General features: G+C 74.1%; 17 protein-coding genes and 1 pseudogene. 8 read left to right on the plus strand and 10 right to left on the minus strand.

Annotation, left to right across the window (positions count from 1 at the left end; all coding sequences use genetic code 11):
* Positions 1-67: 67 nt before the first annotated feature.
* From fabI to AC0OLQ_RS25770, 4 genes and pseudogenes are all read right to left on the minus strand, one after another.
* On the minus strand, positions 68-835 hold the full coding sequence (fabI, locus tag AC0OLQ_RS25755) for an enoyl-ACP reductase FabI (protein WP_484528424.1): 768 nt from the start codon (positions 833-835) through the stop codon (positions 68-70).
* Positions 836-858: 23 nt separating this feature from the next.
* Positions 859-1,563, minus strand: a complete 705-nt coding sequence (gene fabG / locus AC0OLQ_RS25760; RefSeq protein ID WP_484528425.1) for a 3-oxoacyl-ACP reductase FabG — start codon at positions 1,561-1,563, stop codon at positions 859-861.
* Between the two features lie 926 nt (positions 1,564-2,489).
* A pseudogene (locus tag AC0OLQ_RS25765) lies at positions 2,490-3,158 on the minus strand (hypothetical protein); the annotation flags it as partial.
* Positions 3,159-3,207: 49 nt separating this feature from the next.
* Positions 3,208-4,593 (minus strand): hypothetical protein, encoded by a 1,386-nt coding sequence (locus tag AC0OLQ_RS25770; RefSeq protein ID WP_484528426.1) that lies wholly within the window; start codon positions 4,591-4,593, stop codon positions 3,208-3,210.
* Positions 4,594-4,770: 177 nt separating this feature from the next.
* On the opposite strand from AC0OLQ_RS25770, the gene AC0OLQ_RS25775 reads away from it, so the two are divergent.
* Positions 4,771-6,921: a BTAD domain-containing putative transcriptional regulator gene (locus AC0OLQ_RS25775; RefSeq protein WP_484528427.1), complete on the plus strand. Its 2,151-nt coding sequence runs from the start codon at positions 4,771-4,773 to the stop codon at positions 6,919-6,921.
* A 516-nt stretch (positions 6,922-7,437) separates the two neighbouring features.
* Here AC0OLQ_RS25775 and AC0OLQ_RS25780 read toward each other — a convergent pair.
* Genes AC0OLQ_RS25780 through AC0OLQ_RS25790 form a run of 3 tightly spaced genes read right to left on the minus strand, consistent with a single transcriptional unit; the run spans position 7,438 to position 10,462 of the window.
* A complete protein-coding gene (locus AC0OLQ_RS25780; protein ID WP_484528428.1) occupies positions 7,438-8,388 on the minus strand; it encodes a VWA domain-containing protein in 951 nt (316 codons plus the stop codon).
* Positions 8,385-9,377, minus strand: coding sequence for a DUF58 domain-containing protein (locus tag AC0OLQ_RS25785; protein ID WP_484532431.1), 993 nt, complete (start codon positions 9,375-9,377; stop codon positions 8,385-8,387). The genes AC0OLQ_RS25780 and AC0OLQ_RS25785 overlap by 4 nt, the downstream gene beginning before the upstream one ends.
* Positions 9,356-10,462 carry an AAA family ATPase gene (locus AC0OLQ_RS25790; protein ID WP_484528429.1) on the minus strand — a complete coding sequence of 369 codons (1,107 nt, stop codon included), beginning with the start codon at positions 10,460-10,462 and terminating at the stop codon, positions 9,356-9,358. The genes AC0OLQ_RS25785 and AC0OLQ_RS25790 overlap by 22 nt, the downstream gene beginning before the upstream one ends.
* 241 nt (positions 10,463-10,703) lie before the next feature.
* Between AC0OLQ_RS25790 and AC0OLQ_RS25795 the strand changes: the two genes are divergently transcribed.
* The 3 genes from AC0OLQ_RS25795 (at position 10,704) to AC0OLQ_RS25805 (ending at position 13,251) form a co-directional block, all read left to right on the plus strand.
* The gene (locus AC0OLQ_RS25795; RefSeq protein ID WP_484528430.1) at positions 10,704-10,934 is read left to right on the plus strand and encodes a hypothetical protein; all 231 of its coding nucleotides are present in this window, start codon (positions 10,704-10,706) and stop codon (positions 10,932-10,934) included.
* Positions 10,935-10,942: 8 nt separating this feature from the next.
* Positions 10,943-11,470, plus strand: a complete 528-nt coding sequence (locus AC0OLQ_RS25800; protein WP_484532432.1) for a PH domain-containing protein — start codon at positions 10,943-10,945, stop codon at positions 11,468-11,470.
* Between the two features lie 485 nt (positions 11,471-11,955).
* Entirely contained in the window at positions 11,956-13,251 is a 1,296-nt protein-coding gene (locus AC0OLQ_RS25805; RefSeq protein WP_484532433.1) for a PH domain-containing protein, read from the plus strand.
* Between the two features lie 12 nt (positions 13,252-13,263).
* Here AC0OLQ_RS25805 and AC0OLQ_RS25810 read toward each other — a convergent pair whose 3' ends face one another.
* Positions 13,264-14,352, minus strand: coding sequence for a phosphatase PAP2 family protein (locus AC0OLQ_RS25810; RefSeq protein WP_484528431.1), 1,089 nt, complete (start codon positions 14,350-14,352; stop codon positions 13,264-13,266).
* Positions 14,353-14,501: 149 nt separating this feature from the next.
* Here AC0OLQ_RS25810 and AC0OLQ_RS25815 point away from each other — a divergent pair, with 149 nt between their 5' ends.
* Positions 14,502-14,906 carry a thioesterase family protein gene (locus AC0OLQ_RS25815; protein WP_484528432.1) on the plus strand — a complete coding sequence of 135 codons (405 nt, stop codon included), beginning with the start codon at positions 14,502-14,504 and terminating at the stop codon, positions 14,904-14,906.
* On the plus strand, positions 14,903-15,733 hold the full coding sequence (locus tag AC0OLQ_RS25820; RefSeq protein ID WP_484528433.1) for an MBL fold metallo-hydrolase: 831 nt from the start codon (positions 14,903-14,905) through the stop codon (positions 15,731-15,733). The genes AC0OLQ_RS25815 and AC0OLQ_RS25820 overlap by 4 nt, the downstream gene beginning before the upstream one ends.
* Positions 15,734-15,747: 14 nt before the next feature.
* Here the strand turns inward: AC0OLQ_RS25820 and AC0OLQ_RS25825 are convergent, their stop codons facing one another.
* Entirely contained in the window at positions 15,748-16,194 is a 447-nt protein-coding gene (locus AC0OLQ_RS25825; protein WP_484528434.1) for a MarR family winged helix-turn-helix transcriptional regulator, read from the minus strand.
* 57 nt (positions 16,195-16,251) lie between these two features.
* Here AC0OLQ_RS25825 and AC0OLQ_RS25830 point away from each other — a divergent pair, with 57 nt between their 5' ends.
* A complete protein-coding gene (locus tag AC0OLQ_RS25830; protein WP_484528435.1) occupies positions 16,252-17,499 on the plus strand; it encodes a multidrug effflux MFS transporter in 1,248 nt (415 codons plus the stop codon).
* Positions 17,500-17,512: 13 nt separating this feature from the next.
* Here AC0OLQ_RS25830 and AC0OLQ_RS25835 read toward each other — a convergent pair whose 3' ends face one another.
* Positions 17,513-18,442, minus strand: a complete 930-nt coding sequence (locus tag AC0OLQ_RS25835; protein ID WP_484528436.1) for a carbohydrate kinase family protein — start codon at positions 18,440-18,442, stop codon at positions 17,513-17,515.
* Positions 18,443-18,737: 295 nt separating this feature from the next.
* Here AC0OLQ_RS25835 and AC0OLQ_RS25840 point away from each other — a divergent pair, with 295 nt between their 5' ends.
* Positions 18,738-19,886, plus strand: coding sequence for a lytic polysaccharide monooxygenase auxiliary activity family 9 protein (locus AC0OLQ_RS25840; protein ID WP_484528437.1), 1,149 nt, complete (start codon positions 18,738-18,740; stop codon positions 19,884-19,886).
* Positions 19,887-19,918: the final 32 nt, after the last annotated feature.

Genomic DNA, 19,918 nt, shown 5'->3' on the forward strand with positions numbered 1-19,918 from the left:
CCATTCTCCCCCGACGGCCGTGCCGGTCCGGCGACCACCCCGGGACGAGCGGGTTTCGCGCCCGGTGTCAGGCGCCGATCGCGTGGTAGCCGCCGTCGACGTGGACGATCTCGCCGGTGGTGGCCGGGAACCAGTCCGACAGCAGCGCCAGGCACGCCCGGGCGGCCGGCTCCTGGTCGGTCAGGTCCCAGCCCAGCGGGGCGCGCTCGGCCCAGGCCTCCTCGAACTGGTCGAAGCCGGGGATGGACTTGGCGGCGATGGTGCGCAGCGGCCCGGCGGCGACCAGGTTGCTGCGGATGCCCTGCTTGCCCAGGTGCAGGGCCAGGTAGCGGGAGGCGGACTCCAGCCCGGCCTTGGCCACGCCCATCCAGTCGTAGACCGGCCAGGCCTTGGTGGCGTCGAAGGTGAGGCCCACCACGGCGCCGCCCGCCGACATCAGCGGCAGCGCCGCCATGGCCAGCGACTTGTAGGAGTAGGTGGAGACCTGGAGCGCGGTCGCCACGTCCTCCCAGGGCGCGTCGAGGAAGCCGCCGCCGAGGCAGCTCTGCGGGGCGAAGCCGATCGAGTGCACCACCCCGTCGAGGCCGTCGACGTGCTCGCGCACCCGGTCGGCCAGGCCGGCCAGGTGCTCGGCGTTGGTGACGTCCAGCTCGATCACCGGCGCCGGCTCGGGCAGCCGCTTGGCGATCCGCTCGACCAGGGAGAGCCGGCCGTAGCCGGTGAGCACGACCTGGGCGCCGTTGGACTGGGCGAGCTTCGCCACCGAGAAGGCGATCGAGGCGTCGGTGATGACGCCGGTGACCAGCAGCCGCTTACCGGCCAGGAGTCCGGACATCGTTCTATCTCCTCCGTACTTTCTCAGTGGCCCATGCCGAGGCCGCCGTCGACCGGGACGACGGCGCCGGAGATGTATCCGGCCGCGTCCGAGGCGAGCCAGGTGACCACGCCGGCCACCTCCTCCGGCTCGGCGAAACGGCCGGCCGGGATGGCCTTGCGGTACTCGGCGCGCCGTTCCTCGGGCAGCGCCGTGGTCATGTCGGTGTCGATGAAGCCGGGCGCCACCACGTTGGCGGTGATGTTGCGGCTGCCCAGCTCGCGGGTGATCGAGCGGGCCACCCCGACCAGGCCGGCCTTGCTGGCCGCGTAGTTGACCTGGCCGACGCCGCCGTAGAGGCCGACCACCGAGGAGATGAAGATCATCCGGCCCCACCTGGCGCGCAGCATCTTCGTCGAGGCCCGCTTGGCGACCCGGAACGCGCCGGTCAGGTTGGTGTCGAGCACTCGGGTGAACTGTTCCTCGGACATCCGCATGAGCAGCGTGTCGTCGGTGATGCCGGCGTTGGCGACCAGCACCTCGACCGGGCCCAGCTCGGCCTCGATCGCGGCGAACGCGGCGTCCACCGACTCGGCGTCGGTCACGTCACACTTCACGCCGAACAGCCCTGCCGGGGCCTCGCCGCTGCGGTGGGTCACCGCCACCCGGTCGCCCTGCTTGGCGAAGGCCTGCGCGATGGCCAGGCCGATTCCCCGGTTTCCGCCGGTCACCAGCACCGTACGGGCCACGGTTCCCCCTCTGCTCAGCTGATCTCCCAGTCGGTCGGAGCCTAGGGGTTACCGGCAGGTAAGCGCTAACGGGGAGGTGCCCCGAGCGGCGGGAAGAGCAGGCGGGGGTGCCGCGCCGAACTGGCACGACACCCCCGTCGTGAGGGTCAGAAGGTGTAGGGGTAGGGGGCGTCGTTGCCGTAGTCGAAGTACTCGTCGGCGGTCCCACCGCTGACCGAGTTCTTCAGGTACCAGCGCCACACCCGGGACTCGAAGTTCTCCACGATCCCGGGCTCGGTGGCCGCCGTCGCGCCGTTCCAGTTGCCCGGCACCGGATACGTCCCGTGCGAGCCGTAGTTGAACTGGACGTCGGCCAGCCCGTCCGTGCCGAGGTCGTTCTTCAGGAACCACCGCCGCGGACCATCGGTGTCGTCCACCACCGCCGGAGTCCACGTCTTGTTGCCGTCCCAGTCACCGGCCACCGGCCACGTGTTCGAGTTGCCGTACCGCAGGGTCGCACTCACCGCACCACCGCTGTTGGCGTTACGCACCTCCCACTTCCACGCCCCGTTGTCCCTCGACACCACCCCTGGCGTGAACGTGCCGTTGCCGTCCCAGTCCCCCGCGACCGGGATGTAGTCCTTGCCCCCGTACAGGAAATCCACGTCGGAAACCCCACCGGCCAGCGAGTTCTTCAGATACCACCGCCGCGAGTTCGACTCGTTGGCCACCACCCCCGGCGTCCAGTCGCCATCGCCGTCCCAGTCACCGGCCACCGGCACCATGTCCGCGTCCCCGTAGGTGAACTTGACATCCGCCGCACCACCGGACTGCGACCGCTTGATGTTCCACTCCCACACCGAACCGGACCGCTGCACCACCGCCGGCGTGAACTCACCCGTGCGGAACCAGTCACCCGACAAGGCGTACGACGCCCCGCGGCTCAGCCACTGTTCCACGGTTTCGCCCCGCAGCACGCTGAGCAGAGCCTTCTTGTTCTCGTAGCTCGACACCTTGCCGCGGTCCTCGCTCAGGTGAATGTGCCACAGGTGCGAGGAGTCCGATGACACGGCGGTGTCGTACCGGAAGTCCCACCCCTCCACACTGCTGTCGGTGTCGGCCTGGCCGTAGAACTCCCGCCAGCCGTCGAGACGCGGGTCGCTCGGATCCTTGCCGGATGCCAGGAGGCGGCTGGAGTAACGGGCGATGTTGCTGTAGTCGGAGATCGTGGCCTGCAGCCCGGACGGAAGAAGCAGGTCGGGCTCCGCGCCGGTCTCGCCCGCCGCCAGCGCCAGGCTCTGCGCTTCCGGGAAGGTCCAGTCGTAGGCGGCCGCCTTGTCCGACGGCCCGGCCTGGTCCTCGGCGTCACGGACGGAATAGTTGCTCGGATCGTTGGCTGCGCGGGTGTTGTGATAGCCCGGCTTGTTGGCGTAGATACCGCCGTTCTGCGTCCCCGGGTCGAGTTTCAGGAGTTCCTCCATGAGCCACCAGGAAGCCTCGGTGATCCTGGACGGGTTCGGGTTCTCGGCGGCGCTGGCCGGGGCGGGCGAGACGACAGCGCCGGCGATCATCAGTGCGGACATGACGACGGCGGCTCTGCGTGGAATCCGTAGCACCAGCTTTTCCATCGACAGGAATTCGTTACGCATCATTGAGGGCTCCGAGTCAGAAGGTGTAGGGGTAGGGGGCGTCGTTGCCGTAGTCGAAGTACTCGTCGGCGGTCCCACCGCTGACCGAGTTCTTCAGGTACCAGCGCCACACCCGGGACTCGAAGTTCTCCACGATCCCGGGCTCGGTGGCCGCCGTCGCGCCGTTCCAGTTGCCCGGCACCGGATACGTCCCGTGCGAGCCGTAGTTGAACTGGACGTCGGCCAGCCCGTCCGTGCCGAGGTCGTTCTTCAGGAACCACCGCCGCGGACCATCGGTGTCGTCCACCACCGCCGGAGTCCACGTCTTGTTGCCGTCCCAGTCACCGGCCACCGGCCACGTGTTCGAGTTGCCGTACCGCAGGGTCGCACTCACCGCACCACCGCTGTTGGCGTTACGCACCTCCCACTTCCACGCCCCGTTGTCCCTCGACACCACCCCTGGCGTGAACGTGCCGTTGCCGTCCCAGTCCCCCGCGACCGGGATGTAGTCCTTGCCCCCGTACAGGAAATCCACGTCGGAAACCCCACCGGCCAGCGAGTTCTTCAGATACCACCGCCGCGAGTTCGACTCGTTGGCCACCACCCCCGGCGTCCAGTCGCCATCGCCGTCCCAGTCACCGGCCACCGGCACCATGTCCGCGTCCCCGTAGGTGAACTTGACATCCGCCGCACCACCGGACTGCGACCGCTTGATGTTCCACTCCCACACCGAACCGGACCGCTGCACCACCGCCGGCGTGAACTCACCCGTGCGGAACCAGTCACCCGACAAGGCGTACGACGGCTGGGGCGCGGGAGCCCAGAGCGCGTCCACGATGATCTGCGCGTCGGCGGCCTGCACCTGGTACTTGTCGGGGTAGGCGGAAACCTGCACCTTCTGGCAGACCGTGCCGATCGGGGCACTGGCCCAGGACCCGTTGGGGTAGAGCTCGACCATCTTCTGCAGGAACTTGCCGGTCGCGTAGTCGGGGTTGAGCCGCTGTTCACGGGTGCCCCACCAGTCCTGCTGCTGGAACAATCCCAGGCTGGTGTGGTCGACCATCTCGTCGATGTTCTGCAGGTGGGTCTCCACGATCACCGTGGCGATGGCGATGACCGCCGCCCGGGAGGCGAAGCCACGCGCCCGCACCGCCTCGACCACCTCCCGTGCGCAGGACACCCGGTAGGCGGTCAGGTAGCCCGCCATGTCGGCGTTCAGCTTCGAGTTGAGGTCGGTTGCCAGGGCGCCGTCGGCGGTCGTCGGACCGTTCGGGTCGCACGGCGCGACGCTGTACAGCGTCGTGATCGGTGCCAGCGCCGGCGGCAGCGCCGGCTCGGTGTCGCTGGCGGCGGCCGGTGACGCCGCCGTGACCGCGGCCACGGTCAGGGCCGCGGCCAGTCCGAAGTGTCGCAGTCCCGACACTCCGTTTAACACACGTCGATTCATGCACATCTCCAGTTCACGACGGATCCCCTGTGGACCGGTCGTGCGTCCGAGCTTCCCGGCGGCCGCTGGACCGGTGCTGGAGGGACGGCACCGGTACCGGATCGGTACTACCGTCTGTCGCGGTCAAGACAGTCAGTGACGGGGGTTGATGACATGACCATTGGCGTGAGCCTGCCCGGGTACGGTTTCGCCGGCCTGCTGCGGCGTTGCCGCGAGGAGGCCGACCTCACCCAGGTGGAACTGGCCCGGACGGCGGGTCTGAGCCCGACCGCGGTCCGGGACCTGGAGCAGGGCCGGACCCGCCGCCCGACCGCGGGATCCATCTCCCGCCTGGCCGACGCCCTGCGGTTGACCGGGCCCGAGGCCGCCGAGTTCCACCGCGCGGCCCGCGACCCGGTCACCCGGCCGGCGGGTCCCGACCCGGTTCCGGCTGGCGAGTCGGCGGCACGGCCCGCCATCCGCATCGAGGTGCTCGGCACGCTGCAGATCCAGCGCGGCCGCGGGCTGCCGCTGCTCGCGTCGCCCCGGCAGCGGGCGCTGCTCGGCCGGCTCGCGATCAGCCCCGGCACCGTGGTGTCCAGGGCCGAACTGATCGACGTGCTGTGGGGAGAGGATCCCCCGCGCTCGGCGGTGAACCTGGTGCACACCTATGTGGCGCGGCTGCGCCGGCTGCTCGAACCGCAGCCCACGGCCAGCGGTGCGGCCACAGTGCTCCGGCTGGTACCCGGGGGTTACCGGCTCGACCTGTCGGAGGAGCAGCTCGACCTGCGGCGCTTCGAACGACTGGTCCGGGAGGCGAACCAGGATTCGCCGGCCGTGACGGCCGCGACGAAACTGGAGCAGGCGCTGGAGCTGTGGCGCGACGACCCCGTCGCCGACGTGGAAGCCCTGACCGCACATCCGGCGCGTATGCTGCTCGTCGCCCGTGGCACCGCCGAGGCGACGCGTTGCGCCGACCTGCTGGACGAGCTCGGCGAGTACGACCGCCTGGTCCGCGTCCTGCGTCCGTTCGCCGGCCGGCACCCGCTGGACGAGCAGGTCCACGGCCGGCTGGCGCTGGCCCTCGGTGCCACCGGGCGGCAGGGCGAGGCGTACGCCTGCTACGACGGCGTGGTGCGCCGCCTCGCCGACCAGCTCGGGGTGGACCCGGGCCCCGAACTCCGGGCGTACCGCGAGCGGCTGCTCCGGCAGCAGTGGCACCGGACCCGATCCTCCGCCGCCCGGCGCAGCGCGCCGACACCGCGGCAGTCGCCCGCGCCGCCGGCCGACTTCACGGGTCGCGAGGCGGAGCGGGCCGAGTTGCGCCGGCTTCTCGACGACGCCGGCCACGCCGGCCGCCGGGCCCTGCCGGTCTGCGTGATCACCGGCCTGCCCGGGGTGGGCAAGTCAGCGCTGTCGGCCGCCGCGGCGGCCGGGATGGCTTCTCTCTTCCCGGACGGCCATCTGCATGCCGACCTGCGGGGCAGCTCGGCGCGGCCGGCTCGGGCCGCCGAGGTGCTGCGCCGATTCCTGCGGACGCTCGACGTCGCCGAGTCGGACCTGCCGGAGGACGAGGCGGCGGCTGCCGCGCTGCTCCGGAGCCTGCTCGCCGACCGGCGGCTGCTCATCCTGCTGGACGACGCCCGGGACGCGGCCCAGGTCCGGCCGCTGGTGCCGGGCTCCGGCCCCAGCCGGGTGCTGGTCGCCAGCCGCAACCGCCTGGTCGACCTGGAGGCTGCGCGCCGCCTCGAACTGGCCGTGTTGTCGACCGACGACGCGCTGGCGATGCTCGCCGCGGTGGCCGGCACCGCCGGGCCGGGACGCGACGCGGCGGCGCGGGACCTGGTGCGTTCCTGCGGTCGCCTGCCGATGGCGTTGCGGATCGCGGGCGTGTTGCTGGCCCGTCGGCCGGGCTGCACGACGGCCGCCCTGGCTCGCCGCCTCGCCGACCCGGACCAGGCCCTGCACGTGCTGCGGGCCGGTGACCTCGATCTGCGCGCGGTCCTCGGATCAGGCATGGCGAGGCTGTCCGCTCCCGCCGCGCGGGCGTTCCGGCTGGTGGCCGTCGCACCGCTCGAGCGGATCACGGTCGCGGCCGCCGGAGCACTTCTCGATCACCCGGTCGCGGAGACCGAGGACCTGCTGGACCGGCTCGCCGACGTCAGCCTGCTCACCCCGGTGGACGGCCAGCACTTCCAGATGCACCGACTGCTGCGCGCCTACGGCCGGGAGCTCGCCGAGCGGCACGAGCTGCCGGCCGCCCGGTCGGCGGCGCTGCGCCGGCTGGTGTCCTGGCAGCGGATCAGCGGCCCGAAGGCCGCCTGAACCAGACCCACCTGGGCACGGCCCGGGCGGCCGGATGTCACGCCCGGCTGCCCGGTCGGCCGAGTGCGTGCCGCGCGCGCCGCGGGTGTACGATCATCAGCGTTTGCGGGCAGTGGGTCGCCCGCCGTCGAGCCCCGCCGACCGCAGGAGGTGATCGCTGTGCGAGATAGCGATCCTCCCAGTCGTGGCCGGGCCGACCGTCAGCCCCGCTGAGCCACGACTCAGCCGGCGCGGCTGACCCCGCTTCCCGCCCTCCGCACCGCCCCGTCTCCTCGGCCGTTCGCCGGGGCGACCGTGCTGCGCGGCACGGGCGGAGCACCCCGGTCACGACTTCGTGTGCGTACGTCCTGATCCACCCCCGCGGTCCGTCCCGCCCGGACCGTCCGTCGCCACGGAGCAGTCCCATGAGCCGTTACGTCGCCCCGCTGGGCTTCACCCTCGCCGCCGTCTGGGTGGCCGTCATCTTCGTCCTGGCCGGCGGCGGTCACTGACCACCGCCGGCCGGGCCCCGGCGCCTCAGATCAGGCGGGACGACCAGAGCAGGCTCAGCCCGCCCGCGCAGAGCGCGAGGAGCAGGGCGATCCCCGCGTACCACTGGGTGATCTCCCGCGGCTCGGTCCGGAACCCGATCGAGCTGCCCATGTCCTGGTAGACCTGCTTCAGCTCGCTGACCGAGGCCGCCTCGTAGAAGTAGCCCTGGGTGGTCTCGGCGAGCTGCGACAGCGCCATCCGGTCCACCGGCACCCGCTGCAGCTGGCCGCCGATGTCCACCTGCCCGGAGTCGGTGCCGAACGCGATGGTGGAGACCGGCACATTGGCCGCCTGCGCCGCCGCGGCCGCCTCCTCCACCGAGCGGCCCGAGGTGCGGTAGCCGTCGGAGAGCAGCACGATCCGGGCCGGCGGGATGCCGGCCGCGCCGTCCGCCGGCACCGAGCGGATCGCCTCCAGGCAGGTGAAGACCGCCTCGCCGGTGGCCGTCGCCTCGGCCAGCACCAGGCCGTCGATGGCGCTGGTCACCGCGCCCCGGTCCTTGGTCGGCGGGACCAGCACGTTCGCCGACTTGGCAAAGGAAACCAGCCCGAGGTTGTAGCTCTCCGGCAGCTCACCGACGAACTGTTTGGCCGCCTCCTGCGCGGCCTCCAGCCGGTTCGGCGCCACGTCGTCGGCCTGCATCGACAGCGACACGTCGATGGCGAGCATCACGGTCGCCCGTTCGAGGGGCTCCTTGGTGTCGATCGCCGGCCGGGCCAGCCCGGTGGCGAGCACCAGGAGGCAGAGCAGGAAGGCGGTGGCCGCCGCGTGCCGCCGCCAGCCCAGCCCCTTCGGCGCGAGGGTGCGCAGCAGGTCCACGTTGGTGAACCGCATGGCGTACTGCCGGCGGTGCAGCTGCCGCCAGACGTACGCGGCGGCGAGGGCGAGCACCGGCAGCACGGCCAGCAGCCACCACGGTTGCAGAAAACGGATCATCGGGTCGTCCCTCGGGTACGGGCGTGCCGCTGCGCGGCCACGAAACGCACCATGTCCAGCAGCCAGTCTCGGTCGGTACGCAGTCGCAGGTGGGCCGCGCCGGCGGTGCGCAGCTCGGCGGCGATCGCCGCGCGCTGGGCGGCCGCCGACTCGGCGTACCGGCGGCGCAGGCCCGGGTCGGCGGTCTGCACCTCGTGCAGCTCCCCCGTCTCCGGGTCGACCACCGGCAGCACCCCCACGTCGGGCAGTTCCAGCTCACGCGGGTCGACCACCTCGATGGCCAGCACGTCGTGCCGGACCCGCAGCTTACGGACGGGCCGGCCCCACTGCGGCGGCGGCGCGAGGAAGTCGGAGATCACCACCGCCACGCCCCGCCGGCGCGGCGGGCGGTTGAGCATGTCGACGAGGACGCCCAGGTCGCTGCGGCCGGGCCGGATCTCGGTGCCGGCGATGGCCCGCAGCAGTCCCTGCGCCTCCTTGCGCCCGCCCCGGGCGGGCAGCCGGTGCAGCGTCCCCGGCCCGGCGGGCGGGCCGCCGCCCCGCCACCGGCCGGCCGGCGCGGGCGCGCCCGTGCCGACCACCGCGCCGATCCGGTTGCCGCCCCGGACGGTCAGGTGGGCCAGGGCGGCCGCGGCGGCGACCACCACGTCCCGCTTGAGCCACTGCCCGGTGCCGAAGTCCAGGCTGGCCGAGAGGTCCACCGCCAGCCAGGTCTCCAGCTCCCGGTCGGCCACGGTACGCCGGACGTGCGGCATGGTGGTGCGAGCGGTGACCGGCCAGTCCATCCGGCGCACGTCGTCGCCGGGGCGGTACTCGCGGGACTCCCCCGCCTCGCTGCCCGGTCCGGGCAGCAGCCCGGCGTAGTCGCCCTGGAGCAGCCCGTCCAGCTTGCGGGTGACCATGAGCTGCAACCGGGCGAGGACGGCGCCGGAGCGCTCGTTCCCGGCCGGCAGCCGGGTGGGTGGGGTCACGGCCGCTGCCCGGGCCAGCCGCCGTGCGGCATGGCCGGTGGCGGCGGCGTGGCCTGCTGCCGGGGCGCGACGGCGGGCAGCGGGATGGTCGACATCACCCGGTGCACGATGTGGTCGGCCGGCACGTCGTCGGCGAGCGCGTCGTAGCTGAGCACCAGCCGGTGCCGCAGGATGTCCGGGGCGATGTCCTGCACGTCCTGGGGCAGGGCGTAGTCGCGGCCGCGCAGCAGGGCCAGCGCCCGGGTGGCCCGGACCAGACCGAGCGAGGCGCGCGGGCTGGCGCCGTACTGGATGAGCTGCGCGACGTCGGGCATGCCGTGCTCGGCGGGGGCCCGGGTGGCGAGGACCAGCCGGACCGCGTAGTCGACCAGCGCGTTGTGCACGAAGACCTGGTCGGCCTTGTGCTGGAGCGCGATCAGGTCCGGGGTGTCGAAGACCCGCGCCGGCTCGGGCGGGGCGACGCCCATCCGGTAGACGATCTCCCGCTCCTCGGCGTCGGTCGGGTAGCCCACCACGATCTTCATGAGGAACCGGTCCCGCTGCGCCTCCGGCAGCGGGTAGACGCCCTCCTGCTCGATCGGGTTCTGGGTGGCCATCACCAGGAACGGGTCCGGTACGCGGTGGGTCTCGCCGCCGATGGACACCTGGCGCTCGCCCATCACCTCCAGCAGCGCCGACTGCACCTTCGCCGGGGCCCGGTTGATCTCGTCGGCGAGCAGGAAGTTGACGAAGACCGGCCCCAGCTCGACGTCGAACTTCTCGCTGGACTGCCGGTAGATCCGGGTGCCCATGATGTCGGCCGGCACCAGGTCGGGGGTGAACTGGACCCGGGCGAACGACCCGCCGACCACCTTGGCCAGGGTCTCCACGGCGAGCGTCTTGGCGACGCCGGGCACGCCCTCGAGCAGGCAGTGGCCCCGGGCGAGCAGAGCCACGAACATCCGCTCGACCATCCGGTCCTGACCGACGATCACCCGCTTGATCTCGAACAGCGCCCGCTCCAGCAGGGTGGCGTCCTGCGCCGGGGTGGTGGTCGCCGGGGGCGGCGCGTCCGGGGCGGCCTCGGTCGGGGTCGGGGCGTCGGGCGTGGTCGGCTGGGCCACCGGTCCTCCACAGCTTGGTCGTCGTCGCGGTGTGGTGCGTATCAAGACTGTCATGCCTCGCTGAGAGCCGAGGGCGGGAGAGGGACGATTTTCGCCGCGCCGTCCCGGGGCCCGGAAAACGCTGAACACGGGTGGACAACAAGGGGTCCGGCGTGTGTACGATTCACCCCGTCGCCGGGCGGCTCCCCCCGTGGCCGCCCGGCGCTAAAGCTCCCGGGCGCGCGGCCGTAGACTCGCCCCGGTGACCACTCCCACTCCCCCCGACGACGAGCTGATCTGCTCGGCGCGGGGATGTCGCGCCCTCGCGGTCTGGGAGCTGCGCTGGAACAATCCCCGCCTGCACCCGCCCGAACGGCGCAAGACCTGGCTGGCCTGTGCGGCGCACCGCGGGTCGCTGGGCGACTTCCTCGACGCGCGCGGCTTCCTCCGCGAGGTCGTACCGGTGCCCGGATCGCCTACGCTCGAATCGTGAGCGAACCGGTGAACGGTGACGACCTCGCCGGCCGGCCGCCGGCCCCGACCGGTCCCCTGGAGCCCTGGCCGGAGACCGTCCGCTGGCAGCCGATCTCCCGCGACCTGATCTGGGTGGAACTGATCCGGCTCGGCATCCTGCTCGCCGTGGCGCTGGTGCTGCTCGGCGTGGCCTGGGCGGTCACCGGCCACTGGCTGTTCGGCGCCGCCCTGGGCGTGGCGCTGCTCCTGGCCGCCTGGCGGGCGGTCACCATCGTCCGCGCGGTGCGTGCCTGGGGTTACGCCGAGCGGCCGGACGACCTGCTGGTCCGGCACGGCCTGCTGGTCCGGCGGCTGTCCATCGTGCCCTACTCCCGGATGCAGTTCGTCGACGTGAGCGCGGGGCCGCTGGAGCGCGCCTTCGACCTGGCCACCGTGCAGTTGCACACCGCCGCGGCGGCGAGCGACGCCCGGGTGCCGGGCCTGCGACCGGCCGAGGCGTCCCGGCTGCGGGACCGGCTCACCGCGCTCGGCGAGGACCGGGCGGAGGGGCTGTGACCGACGGCCCGGCCGAGCCGGAGCCCGGCGCCCCGCCGCCGCAACCGCCCGCCGATCACGGCGATCCGGCCGCCGCCCCGCCGCCGGCCGCGGGCGAGCCGACACACAACGGCCACCCCTGGCCACCGCAGCCCGGGTACGCCCACCCGCCCGGCCCCGCCGCCCCGGCCGGACCGTGGCCCGGCCACCCCCCACCCCCGCCCGGCTACGGCCATCCCGCGCCGCCGCCGGGATACGGCCACCCCGCGCCCCCGCCCGGACACGGCCCGCCCCTACCTCCGCCCGGCTACGGCCCGCCCGCGCCGCCGCCCGGCTACGGCCGGCCCGCGCCGCCGCCCGGCTACGGCCCGCCGGGCTACGGCCACCCCGCGCCGCCCTGGCCCTCGGCCGGTCATCCCGCCCCGGGCGGACCCGGCCCATGGGGGCCGCCCGCGCCCGGTGGACCGGGGGCGCCCGCGCCGGCCGGCGAGGAGCCGCGGCAGCGGCTGCATCCGCTGAGCCCGGCGCTGCACGGCGCGAAGTCGCTGGTCGTCGTGATCGCCGGACTCTCCTGGTCGACGCTGTCCCGGGTCGGCTTCGGCTGGTTCGCCGTGCTGGTCGCGATCTTCGTCCTCGGCGCCACGGTGCTCTCCGTGGTCAGCTGGTGGAACACCGGCTACCACGTGGTGGGCCGCGAGCTGCGGGTGCACGAGGGGCTGCTCTGGCGGCGTACCCGGGCGATCCCGCTGGAGCGGTTGCAGGCCGTGGAGGTGGTCCGGCCGCTGCTCGCGCAGCTCACCGGGCTGGCCGAGCTGCGGCTGGAGGTGGTCGGCGGGGGCAAGACCGAGGCGCCGCTGGCGTACCTGAGCGTGGCCGAGGCGACCGCGCTGCGGAACCGGCTGCTCGCCGTAGCCGGCCGCGCCCCCGAGGCCGCCCCGCGCGCCGCCGGCACACCGCCCGCGCCGGCCCCGGCCGGGCGGCTGCTGCACGGCGTTCGCAACCGGGACCTGCTGGTCAGCCAGTTGCTCACCCCGCAGGCCTTCCTGCTCCCGTTCGGCGTGGCCTTCGTAGTGGCGCAGTTCCTCTCCGAGGGTTCCTGGTCGTTCATCGCGGTGGCCAGCACGTTGACCGCGATGGCCGGCGTGGTGCTGCAACCGGTCCGCCGGGTGCTCGACGACTGGGGCTTCCGGCTGGACCGGGACGGCGACGCGCTGCGGGTGCGCAACGGGCTGCTGGAGACCCGGGTGCAGACCGTGCCGCTGCACCGGGTGCAGACCGTCGGGGTGACCTGGCCGCTGCTCTGGCGGATGAAGGGCTGGCTGCGGCTGCGGCTGGAGGTGGCCGGCTACTCGGCGGCCGAGCCGGACGACCGGAACCGGCCGGACCGGCTGCTACCGGTCGGCGACGCGCCCACCGGGGAGCTGATCGTCGCGGAGGTGCTGCCCGGCGTCCGGCTGGGGGCGCTGCCCGCCACGCTGCCGCCCCGGCGGGCCCGCTGGCTGCGCCCGCTGAGCCGGGCGAGGGTGGGCGCCGGGCTCCACGAGCAGGTCTTCGTGGCCCGGTCCGGGCTGCTCACCCGCCGGTTGACGCTGGTGCCGTACGCCCGGATCCAGAGCGTGCGGGTGACCCAGGGCCCGGCGCAGCGGCGGCTGCGGCTGGCCACCGTGCACGCGGACACCGCCGGCGGGTCGGGCGCGGCGGCGCTGGACCGGGACCTGGTTGAGGCGTGGGAGCTGGCGGCGGAGCTAACCGCGCGGGCGCACGCCGCCCGGCGGACCGACCGGAGCCGGCCGCCGGGCTGAGCAGCCGGACGGTCAGCGCTCGGCCGGCACCGTGGCCGGGTCGGCGGCGGGCGCGGCGTCGGCCGCGTCGGACGCCCGGGTCGCCTCGACGGCGGGGGTGGCTCCGCCGGCCGGAGCGGTCCCACCGGCCGGGGCGAGCGCGGCCCGGCGGGCCCGGCGGGCCGCCCACCAGCGCTCGGCCAGCCCCACCACCAGGAAGGTCAGCCCGACGTACGTCCAGCCGACCAGCACGTCGATCAGGTAGTGCTCGCCGCTGTAGATCAGCGTGAAGGTCATCGCCAGCGGATACGCCAGCAGCAGCGGCCACCAGCGCTTCCGCGTCGCGCGCAGGAAGAACAGGACCACGAACAGGGCGAACGCGGTGTGCAGCGACGGCATGGCGGCCACCGGGTTGGCGGCGATCTGCCCGGCGTTGAGCAGGTTGCCCGCGCCGTGCATGCCGATCTCCTTCCAGCCCCGGGTGGAGATCCGGGCCACCTCGGTGAGCAGCCCGTTCTGGGCGGCCCACCACGGCGGGGCGGCCGGATAGAGGAAGTAGGTGGCCAACCCGGCCGCGCAGAGGAAGCCCCACCGCCGCATGTACCCGGCCCAGCGCGCCCGGTCCCGCAGCCAGAGCACCGCGGCGGCGGCGAGCGTCGCCACGAAGTGCGAGAAGTAGATCCAGCTGACCGCCACGTCCCACCAGTGCACCTGGTCGGGCCGGTAGAGGTGCTGCTGGAGCCAGATCGTCGGCACCTCGCCACCGGTGGCCCAGCCGGTCAGGAACCGGTCGGCGACGATCAGCTCCATGGCGTGCGGCGTCGCGCCGTTGTCGGCGAACCCCCGGGAGAAGTTGTACGCGGCCAGCAGCAGCACCACCGGGATCCAGTCCCGGGCGAAGCGCAGGTGGCTGCGCCACGGGCGGGACGAGTGCCAGGCGATGGTGCCCGCCCAGATCCAGAGGAACGCGTACGCCGGGTCGGTCGGCAGGCCGATGGCGAGCCAGGCGGCGACGAAGGCCATCCCCCAGATCACCATCGCCACCACGCGACGGCGTCCGCCGTCGGGGGACGCGGTCGGTCCGGCGGGGGCGGGGGGCGGGGGGTCAGTCAGCACGGCCATCGCGGACAAGGTTAACGGCGTGCGACGGGGTCGCCGACGCCGACCGTCCGCCGCCGGGGCTGGACGGTTCCCGGAGCGGGCGATTGGGAGGGTCGGGGCGGCGGTCGGGACGCCGCCCGGGTCCGGGGCCGCTGCACTAGGCTCGGCCCATGCAGGAGCAGCCGGACCCGCCTCTCCTCCCGGGCCTGACCGCCCGGGTCGAGCTGACCGTCACCGACACGGACACCGCGCAGGCGGTGGGCTCGGGCGACGTGCCGGTGCTCGGCACGCCCCGGGTGCTCGCGCTGGCCGAGGCGGCGACCGTGGCGGCCACCGCGGCCCGGCTGCCCGCCGGGTCGACGACCGTCGGGACCTGCGTCGAGCTGGAGCACCGCGCGGCGACCCCGGTCGGCCGGACCGTGGCGGCCCGGGCGGAGCTGGTCAAGGTCGACGGCCGGCGGTTGACCTTCGAGGTGATCGTGACCGACGGGAACGAGGTCGTGGCCACCGGGCGGGTCGAGCGGGCGCTGGTCGATCGGCAGCGCTTCGTCGAGCGCGCCGTGCGGGCGTCATGAGCGCCCGGTTCGTCGAGGTCGCCGACCGCGTGCACGTGCTGCGCGACCCGCTGCTGCGGGTCAACGTGACGCTGGTGGTGGGCGACGGCGCGGCGCTCCTGGTGGACACGCTCTCCACCGCCGGGCAGGCCCGGGAGCTGGCCGCGGCGGCCCGGGCGGTCACCCCGCACCCGTGGACGATCGTCAACACCCACCACCACTTCGACCACTGCTTCGGCAACGCCACCCTGGCCGCCGATCCGCCCCGCCCGGTGTACGCGCACGCCCAGGCCGCGGCGGTGCTCCGCGACCACCCGGACGAGCTGCGCCGGGCCGCGTACGAGGAGATGCGCGCGGAGCAGCCGGAGCTGGCCGCCGAGCTGGCCCGGACCGAGCTGCTGGCCCCGACCCACCCGGTGCACCGCGAGGCGGTGCTGGACGTGGGCGGCCGGCGGGTGGTGCTGCACCACCCCGGACACGGGCACACCGACGCCGACCTGGTGGTGCACGTGCCGGACGCGGACGTGCTGGTCGCCGGCGATCTGGTGGAGCAGAGCGGGCCGCCGGCCTTCGAGGAGTCGTACCCGGTGCAGTGGCCGGAGGCGGTGGCCGGGCTGCTCCGGCTGACCACGCCGGCCACGGTGGTGGTGCCGGGGCACGGCGATCCGGTGGACGTGGAGTTCGTCCGGGAACAGCACGCGCAGCTCGCCCGGCAGGCCTGGCTGATCCGGGCCGGCCACACCGGCAACGCCCCGCCCGAGCGGGTGGCCGCCGAGTCGCCGTTCGGCGCTCGTCCCGGTCTGATCGCCGCCCGCCGCGGCTACGCCGAGCTCGACGGCGCGGCCTGAGCGCGCTGGGGCGTTCAGGGGCGGGCGCGCAGGGCGGTGAGCAGGGCGTCGAGGTGCGGGGCGGCGGCGAGGATCGCGTCGCGGGCGGGCGGGTCGAGGGTGGCCAGGGCCTCGGTGAGCAGGGCGCTGCGGTGGGTCGCGTAGTCGGCCATCCGGGTGCGGGCGGCGTCGGTGAGGGTGAGCCGTACCACCCGGCGATCGGCCGGGTCGCGGTCGCGCGCCAGCAGCCCGGCGTCGGTGAGGTCGCTGACCAGGGTGCTGACCGTGTTCGGCGCGGTGCCCAGCCGCCGCGCCACCTCCTTGCCGCTGATCCCCGGCTCGGCGCGGACCAGGTGGAGCACCTCCACCTGCGCCTCGGGCAGGGCGTCGCGGTTGGCCCGGGCGATGGTTCTGCGGCGCAGCAGCCGGTGCAGCTCCCCCAGTACGGCCCCGAACCCCGCGATGCCCTCTTCCCTCGACACGGAGTCACCTTCTTCACATCGCAATAGTTCTGAGTACAGAGCTAAGGTTACCCCGAGATGACCGACCTCAGGGGGAACCTCGTGAGCCAGACCGTGCGGACCGTCGCGCGCCCGACCGTCGACCCGCCGGCCGCACGGGGCGGCGGAGCGACCCTCCTGGTGCTGCTCGGCACGCTCACCGCGATCGGCCCGCTCTCGCTGGACATGTACCTGCCGGCGTTCCCCGCGATGACCCGCGACCTCGGCGCCGACCAGGCCGGCATCCAACTCTCGCTGACCACCTGCCTGATCGGCCTCGCCATCGGGCAGTTCGTCACCGGCCCGCTCAGCGACCGGTGGGGGCGGCGCCGCCCGGTGCTGATCGGCGTCGTCGGGTACGCCCTGCTCGCGCTCGCCTGCGCGGCGGCGCCGAGCGCCCCGATGCTCGCCGCCGCGCGGTTCGCCCAGGGCCTGGCCGGCGGCATGGGCGTGGTGGTCGCCCGGGCCGTGGTCCGCGACCTCTACTCCGGCCGCGCGGCCGCGAAGTACTTCTCCCGGCTCACCCTGGTCTTCGGCGTCGCGCCGGTGGCCGCGCCGAGCGTCGGCAGCCTGGTGCTGCGGTTCGGCGACTGGCGGGCGGTCTTCCTGACCCTGGCCGCCATCGGGCTGCTGCTCGCCGTCGCGGTCGCCCTGCGCCTTCCGGAGACGCTGCCGGCCGAACGCCGCAGCACCGGCGGCCTGGCCGCCACCGCCCGGACCATGCGGTCGCTGGCCACCGACCGGATCTACCTCGGGTACGCGCTGACCCAGGGCTTCGCCTTCGCCGGGCTGTTCGCGTACATCTCCGGATCGTCCTTCGTGTTCCAGGACGTCTTCGGCGTCTCCGCGGTGGCGTTCAGCCTGATCTTCGGCCTCAACGCGCTCGCCCTGGTGGCCACCGGGCAGGTGAACGCCCGGCTGCTCGACCGGTTCAGCCCGCGCCGACTGCTGGTCACCACGGGCGTGGTGGGCGTGGTGGCCGCGGCCGGGGTGCTCACCGGAGCGCTCGGCGGCAGTCTCGCCGTGTTCGCGGTGGCGCTGTTCGCCTTCGTCGGCTCGCTGGGCATGGTGACGCCGAACAGCACCGCGCTGGCGCTGGACGCGCACGCCCGGCACGCCGGCACCGCCGCCGCGCTGCTGGGCGGCGTGCAGTCGGTGATCGGCGCGCTCGCCGCACCCCTGGTCGGGCTCGGCGGCGAGGGCAGCGCCGTGCCGATGGCCGTCGTGCTGGCCGCCGCCGCCGCCCTCTCCCTCACCGCCGTGCTCGCCCTGGCCCGCCCCCGCTGACCCGGGCGGCCGGTCAGCGGAACCGGTTGGCCACCGCCTCCCGGGTGGGCATGGCGGTGGCCCCGCCGGGCGACTCGCAGACCAGCCCGGCCACCCGCAGGGCGAAGGCCACCCGGTCCCGCCAGCCCGTCGGGTCCACCGGCTCACCGGCGTTCAGCAGGTCGGCGATGAGCGCACCCATCACCGAGTCGCCCGCGCCCGTGGCGTCCACCGCGTCGACCTTCGGCGCGGGGACGCGTACCACGTCGTCGGCGGCGGCGACCAGGGCGCCGTCCGCGCCGAGGGTGACCACAACGGTCCCCGCGCCCAGTTCCCGCAGGTACGCGGCGACGCCCTCGACCGGCTCGTGCGGATAGAGGTGGCGGGCGTCGGCGGCGCTCAGCTTGACCAGGTGGGCGCTGGCGGCGAACTCGGCGACCACCCCGCGCAGGCCGTCCAGCGCGCCGGGGCCCGCGAGCAGGCTGGGGCGCACGTTCGGGTCGAAGACCCGCAGCGCCCCGGCGATCGTCCAGGCGCGGCGGGCGGCGGCCAGCACCGGCGGGTCGAGCAGCACGATCGAGCCGCAGTAGACCACCTGCGCGCCCTCGACCAGGGCCACGTCCAGGTCGTCGGCGGTCAGCAGGGCGTACGAGCGGGGCTCGCCGTAGAAGCGGAAGTCCGGTTCCGGGCCGGCGAAGGTGGCCACGGCCAGCGCCGTCGGGGCGGGCACCGTGACCGCCCCGGCCAGCCCCACGCCGGCGGCGCACAGAAAGGCGCGGATCCGCGCGGCGAGCGCGTCGTCACCGAGCGACCCGACGAACTCGACGGCGCCGCCGAGCCGGGCCACCGCGACGGCCACGTTGAGCGGCCCTCCGCCGATCGCCTGCCGGTAGACAGGTTCCCCGTCGTGCTCGGCGTCGAGCAGGTCGACCAGCGCCTCGCCGAGCACCACCGCGTACCCCATCCTGGCTCCCTCCGTCGGTGTACCTCCGATCCTGGCGCATGGCGGGGCCCGGCGCGACGAGACTCCCGCATCGACGGGCGGCTATTGCGCGGGATGCCCGGACGTGATGGGATTGCGCGTGCCGGGAGGGCGCGCGGGGGCTGCCGCGCCGCCGGGTCGAGCCGACGCGAGGGCACTGACCGGTCCGTGACACGGACCGCAGGCGGTGCGCGTCCCCCGACGGCCCCGGCCGCACTCCGACCGCCGGGCGTGGCACCGCGATCGTCGCATCCGCTCGTCGCAGCGGGGCGGGCCGATGCGGGTCGCGCCCCGCGAGTCAGGAGTTCCCGTGCACCGATCCCGTACGGCCGCGCTGCTCACCGCGGCCGCCACCCTGACCCTGGGCGCGTTCGCCCTGGCCACCGGCTCCGACCCGGCCGCCGCGCACGGCGCGGCGATGACCCCGGGCGCCCGGACCTACCTCTGCTGGAAGGACGGCCTCACCGCGACCGGGGAGGTCAGGCCGACCAACCCCGCCTGCGCGGCGGCGGTCGCCGAGAGCGGGGCCAACTCGCTCTACAACTGGTTCAGCGTGCTGCGCTCCGACGCCGGCGGCCGCACCGTCGGGTTCATCCCCGACGGCAAGCTGTGCAGCGGCGGCAACCCGAACTTCAGCGGCTACGACCAGGCCCGCAACGACTGGCCGGTCACCCACCTGACGGCCGGGCGGTCGATGGAGTTCCGCTACAGCAACTGGGCCCACCACCCGGGCACCTTCTACTTCTACGTGACCAAGGACAGCTGGAGCCCGACCCGGCCGCTGGCCTGGAGCGACCTGGAGGAGCAGCCGTTCCTCCAGGTGACCAACCCGCCGCAGCGCGGCTCGGTGGGCACCAACGACGGGCACTACTACTTCACCGGCTCGCTGCCGGCCAACAAGAGCGGCCGGCACATCATCTACTCCCGCTGGGTCCGCTCGGACAGCCAGGAGAACTTCTTCGGCTGCTCCGACGTGACCTTCGACGGCGGCAACGGCGAGGTGACCGGAATCGGCTCCGGCGGCACGCCGTCACCGGCCCCCACCACGCCGACGCCGGGCCCGACCAGCCCGACGCCCACCCCGACCTCGCCGAGCCCGACGCCGACCCCGACCACGCCGGGCGGCGCCTGCATGGCGGTCTACAAGGTGGTCAGCGCCTGGGGCGGTGGCTTCCAGGGCGAGGTCATGATCATGAACCACAGCACCCGGACCTACGGCGGCTGGACGGCGAACTGGACCTGGCCCAGCGGCCAGACCATCACCCAGCTCTGGAACGGCACGGTGAGCACCAGCGGGGCGGCCGTGACGGTCACCAACGCCGCCTACAACGGCAGCGTCCCACCGGAGGGCACCACCACGTTCGGCTTCACCGCGAACACGACCGGCACCAACACCCTGCCCACGGTCACCTGCACCGGCCGTTGACCCGGAAATGAGAAGGGCCCCCGGGGTACGCC

Source organism: Micromonospora sp. Utrum1, assembly GCF_057197805.1.

Coding starts and splice junctions, on each gene's coding strand:
- fabI (WP_484528424.1), bottom strand. CDS start 835: ATGTCCGGACTCCTGGCCGGTAAGCGGCTGCTGGTCACCGGCGTCATC.
- AC0OLQ_RS25775 (WP_484528427.1), top strand. CDS start 4,771: ATGACCATTGGCGTGAGCCTGCCCGGGTACGGTTTCGCCGGCCTGCTG.
- AC0OLQ_RS25780 (WP_484528428.1), bottom strand. CDS start 8,388: ATGATCCGTTTTCTGCAACCGTGGTGGCTGCTGGCCGTGCTGCCGGTG.
- AC0OLQ_RS25810 (WP_484528431.1), bottom strand. CDS start 14,352: ATGGCCGTGCTGACTGACCCCCCGCCCCCCGCCCCCGCCGGACCGACC.
- AC0OLQ_RS25815 (WP_484528432.1), top strand. CDS start 14,502: ATGCAGGAGCAGCCGGACCCGCCTCTCCTCCCGGGCCTGACCGCCCGG.
- AC0OLQ_RS25820 (WP_484528433.1), top strand. CDS start 14,903: ATGAGCGCCCGGTTCGTCGAGGTCGCCGACCGCGTGCACGTGCTGCGC.
- AC0OLQ_RS25830 (WP_484528435.1), top strand. CDS start 16,252: ATGACCGACCTCAGGGGGAACCTCGTGAGCCAGACCGTGCGGACCGTC.
- AC0OLQ_RS25835 (WP_484528436.1), bottom strand. CDS start 18,442: ATGGGGTACGCGGTGGTGCTCGGCGAGGCGCTGGTCGACCTGCTCGAC.
- AC0OLQ_RS25840 (WP_484528437.1), top strand. CDS start 18,738: ATGCGGGTCGCGCCCCGCGAGTCAGGAGTTCCCGTGCACCGATCCCGT.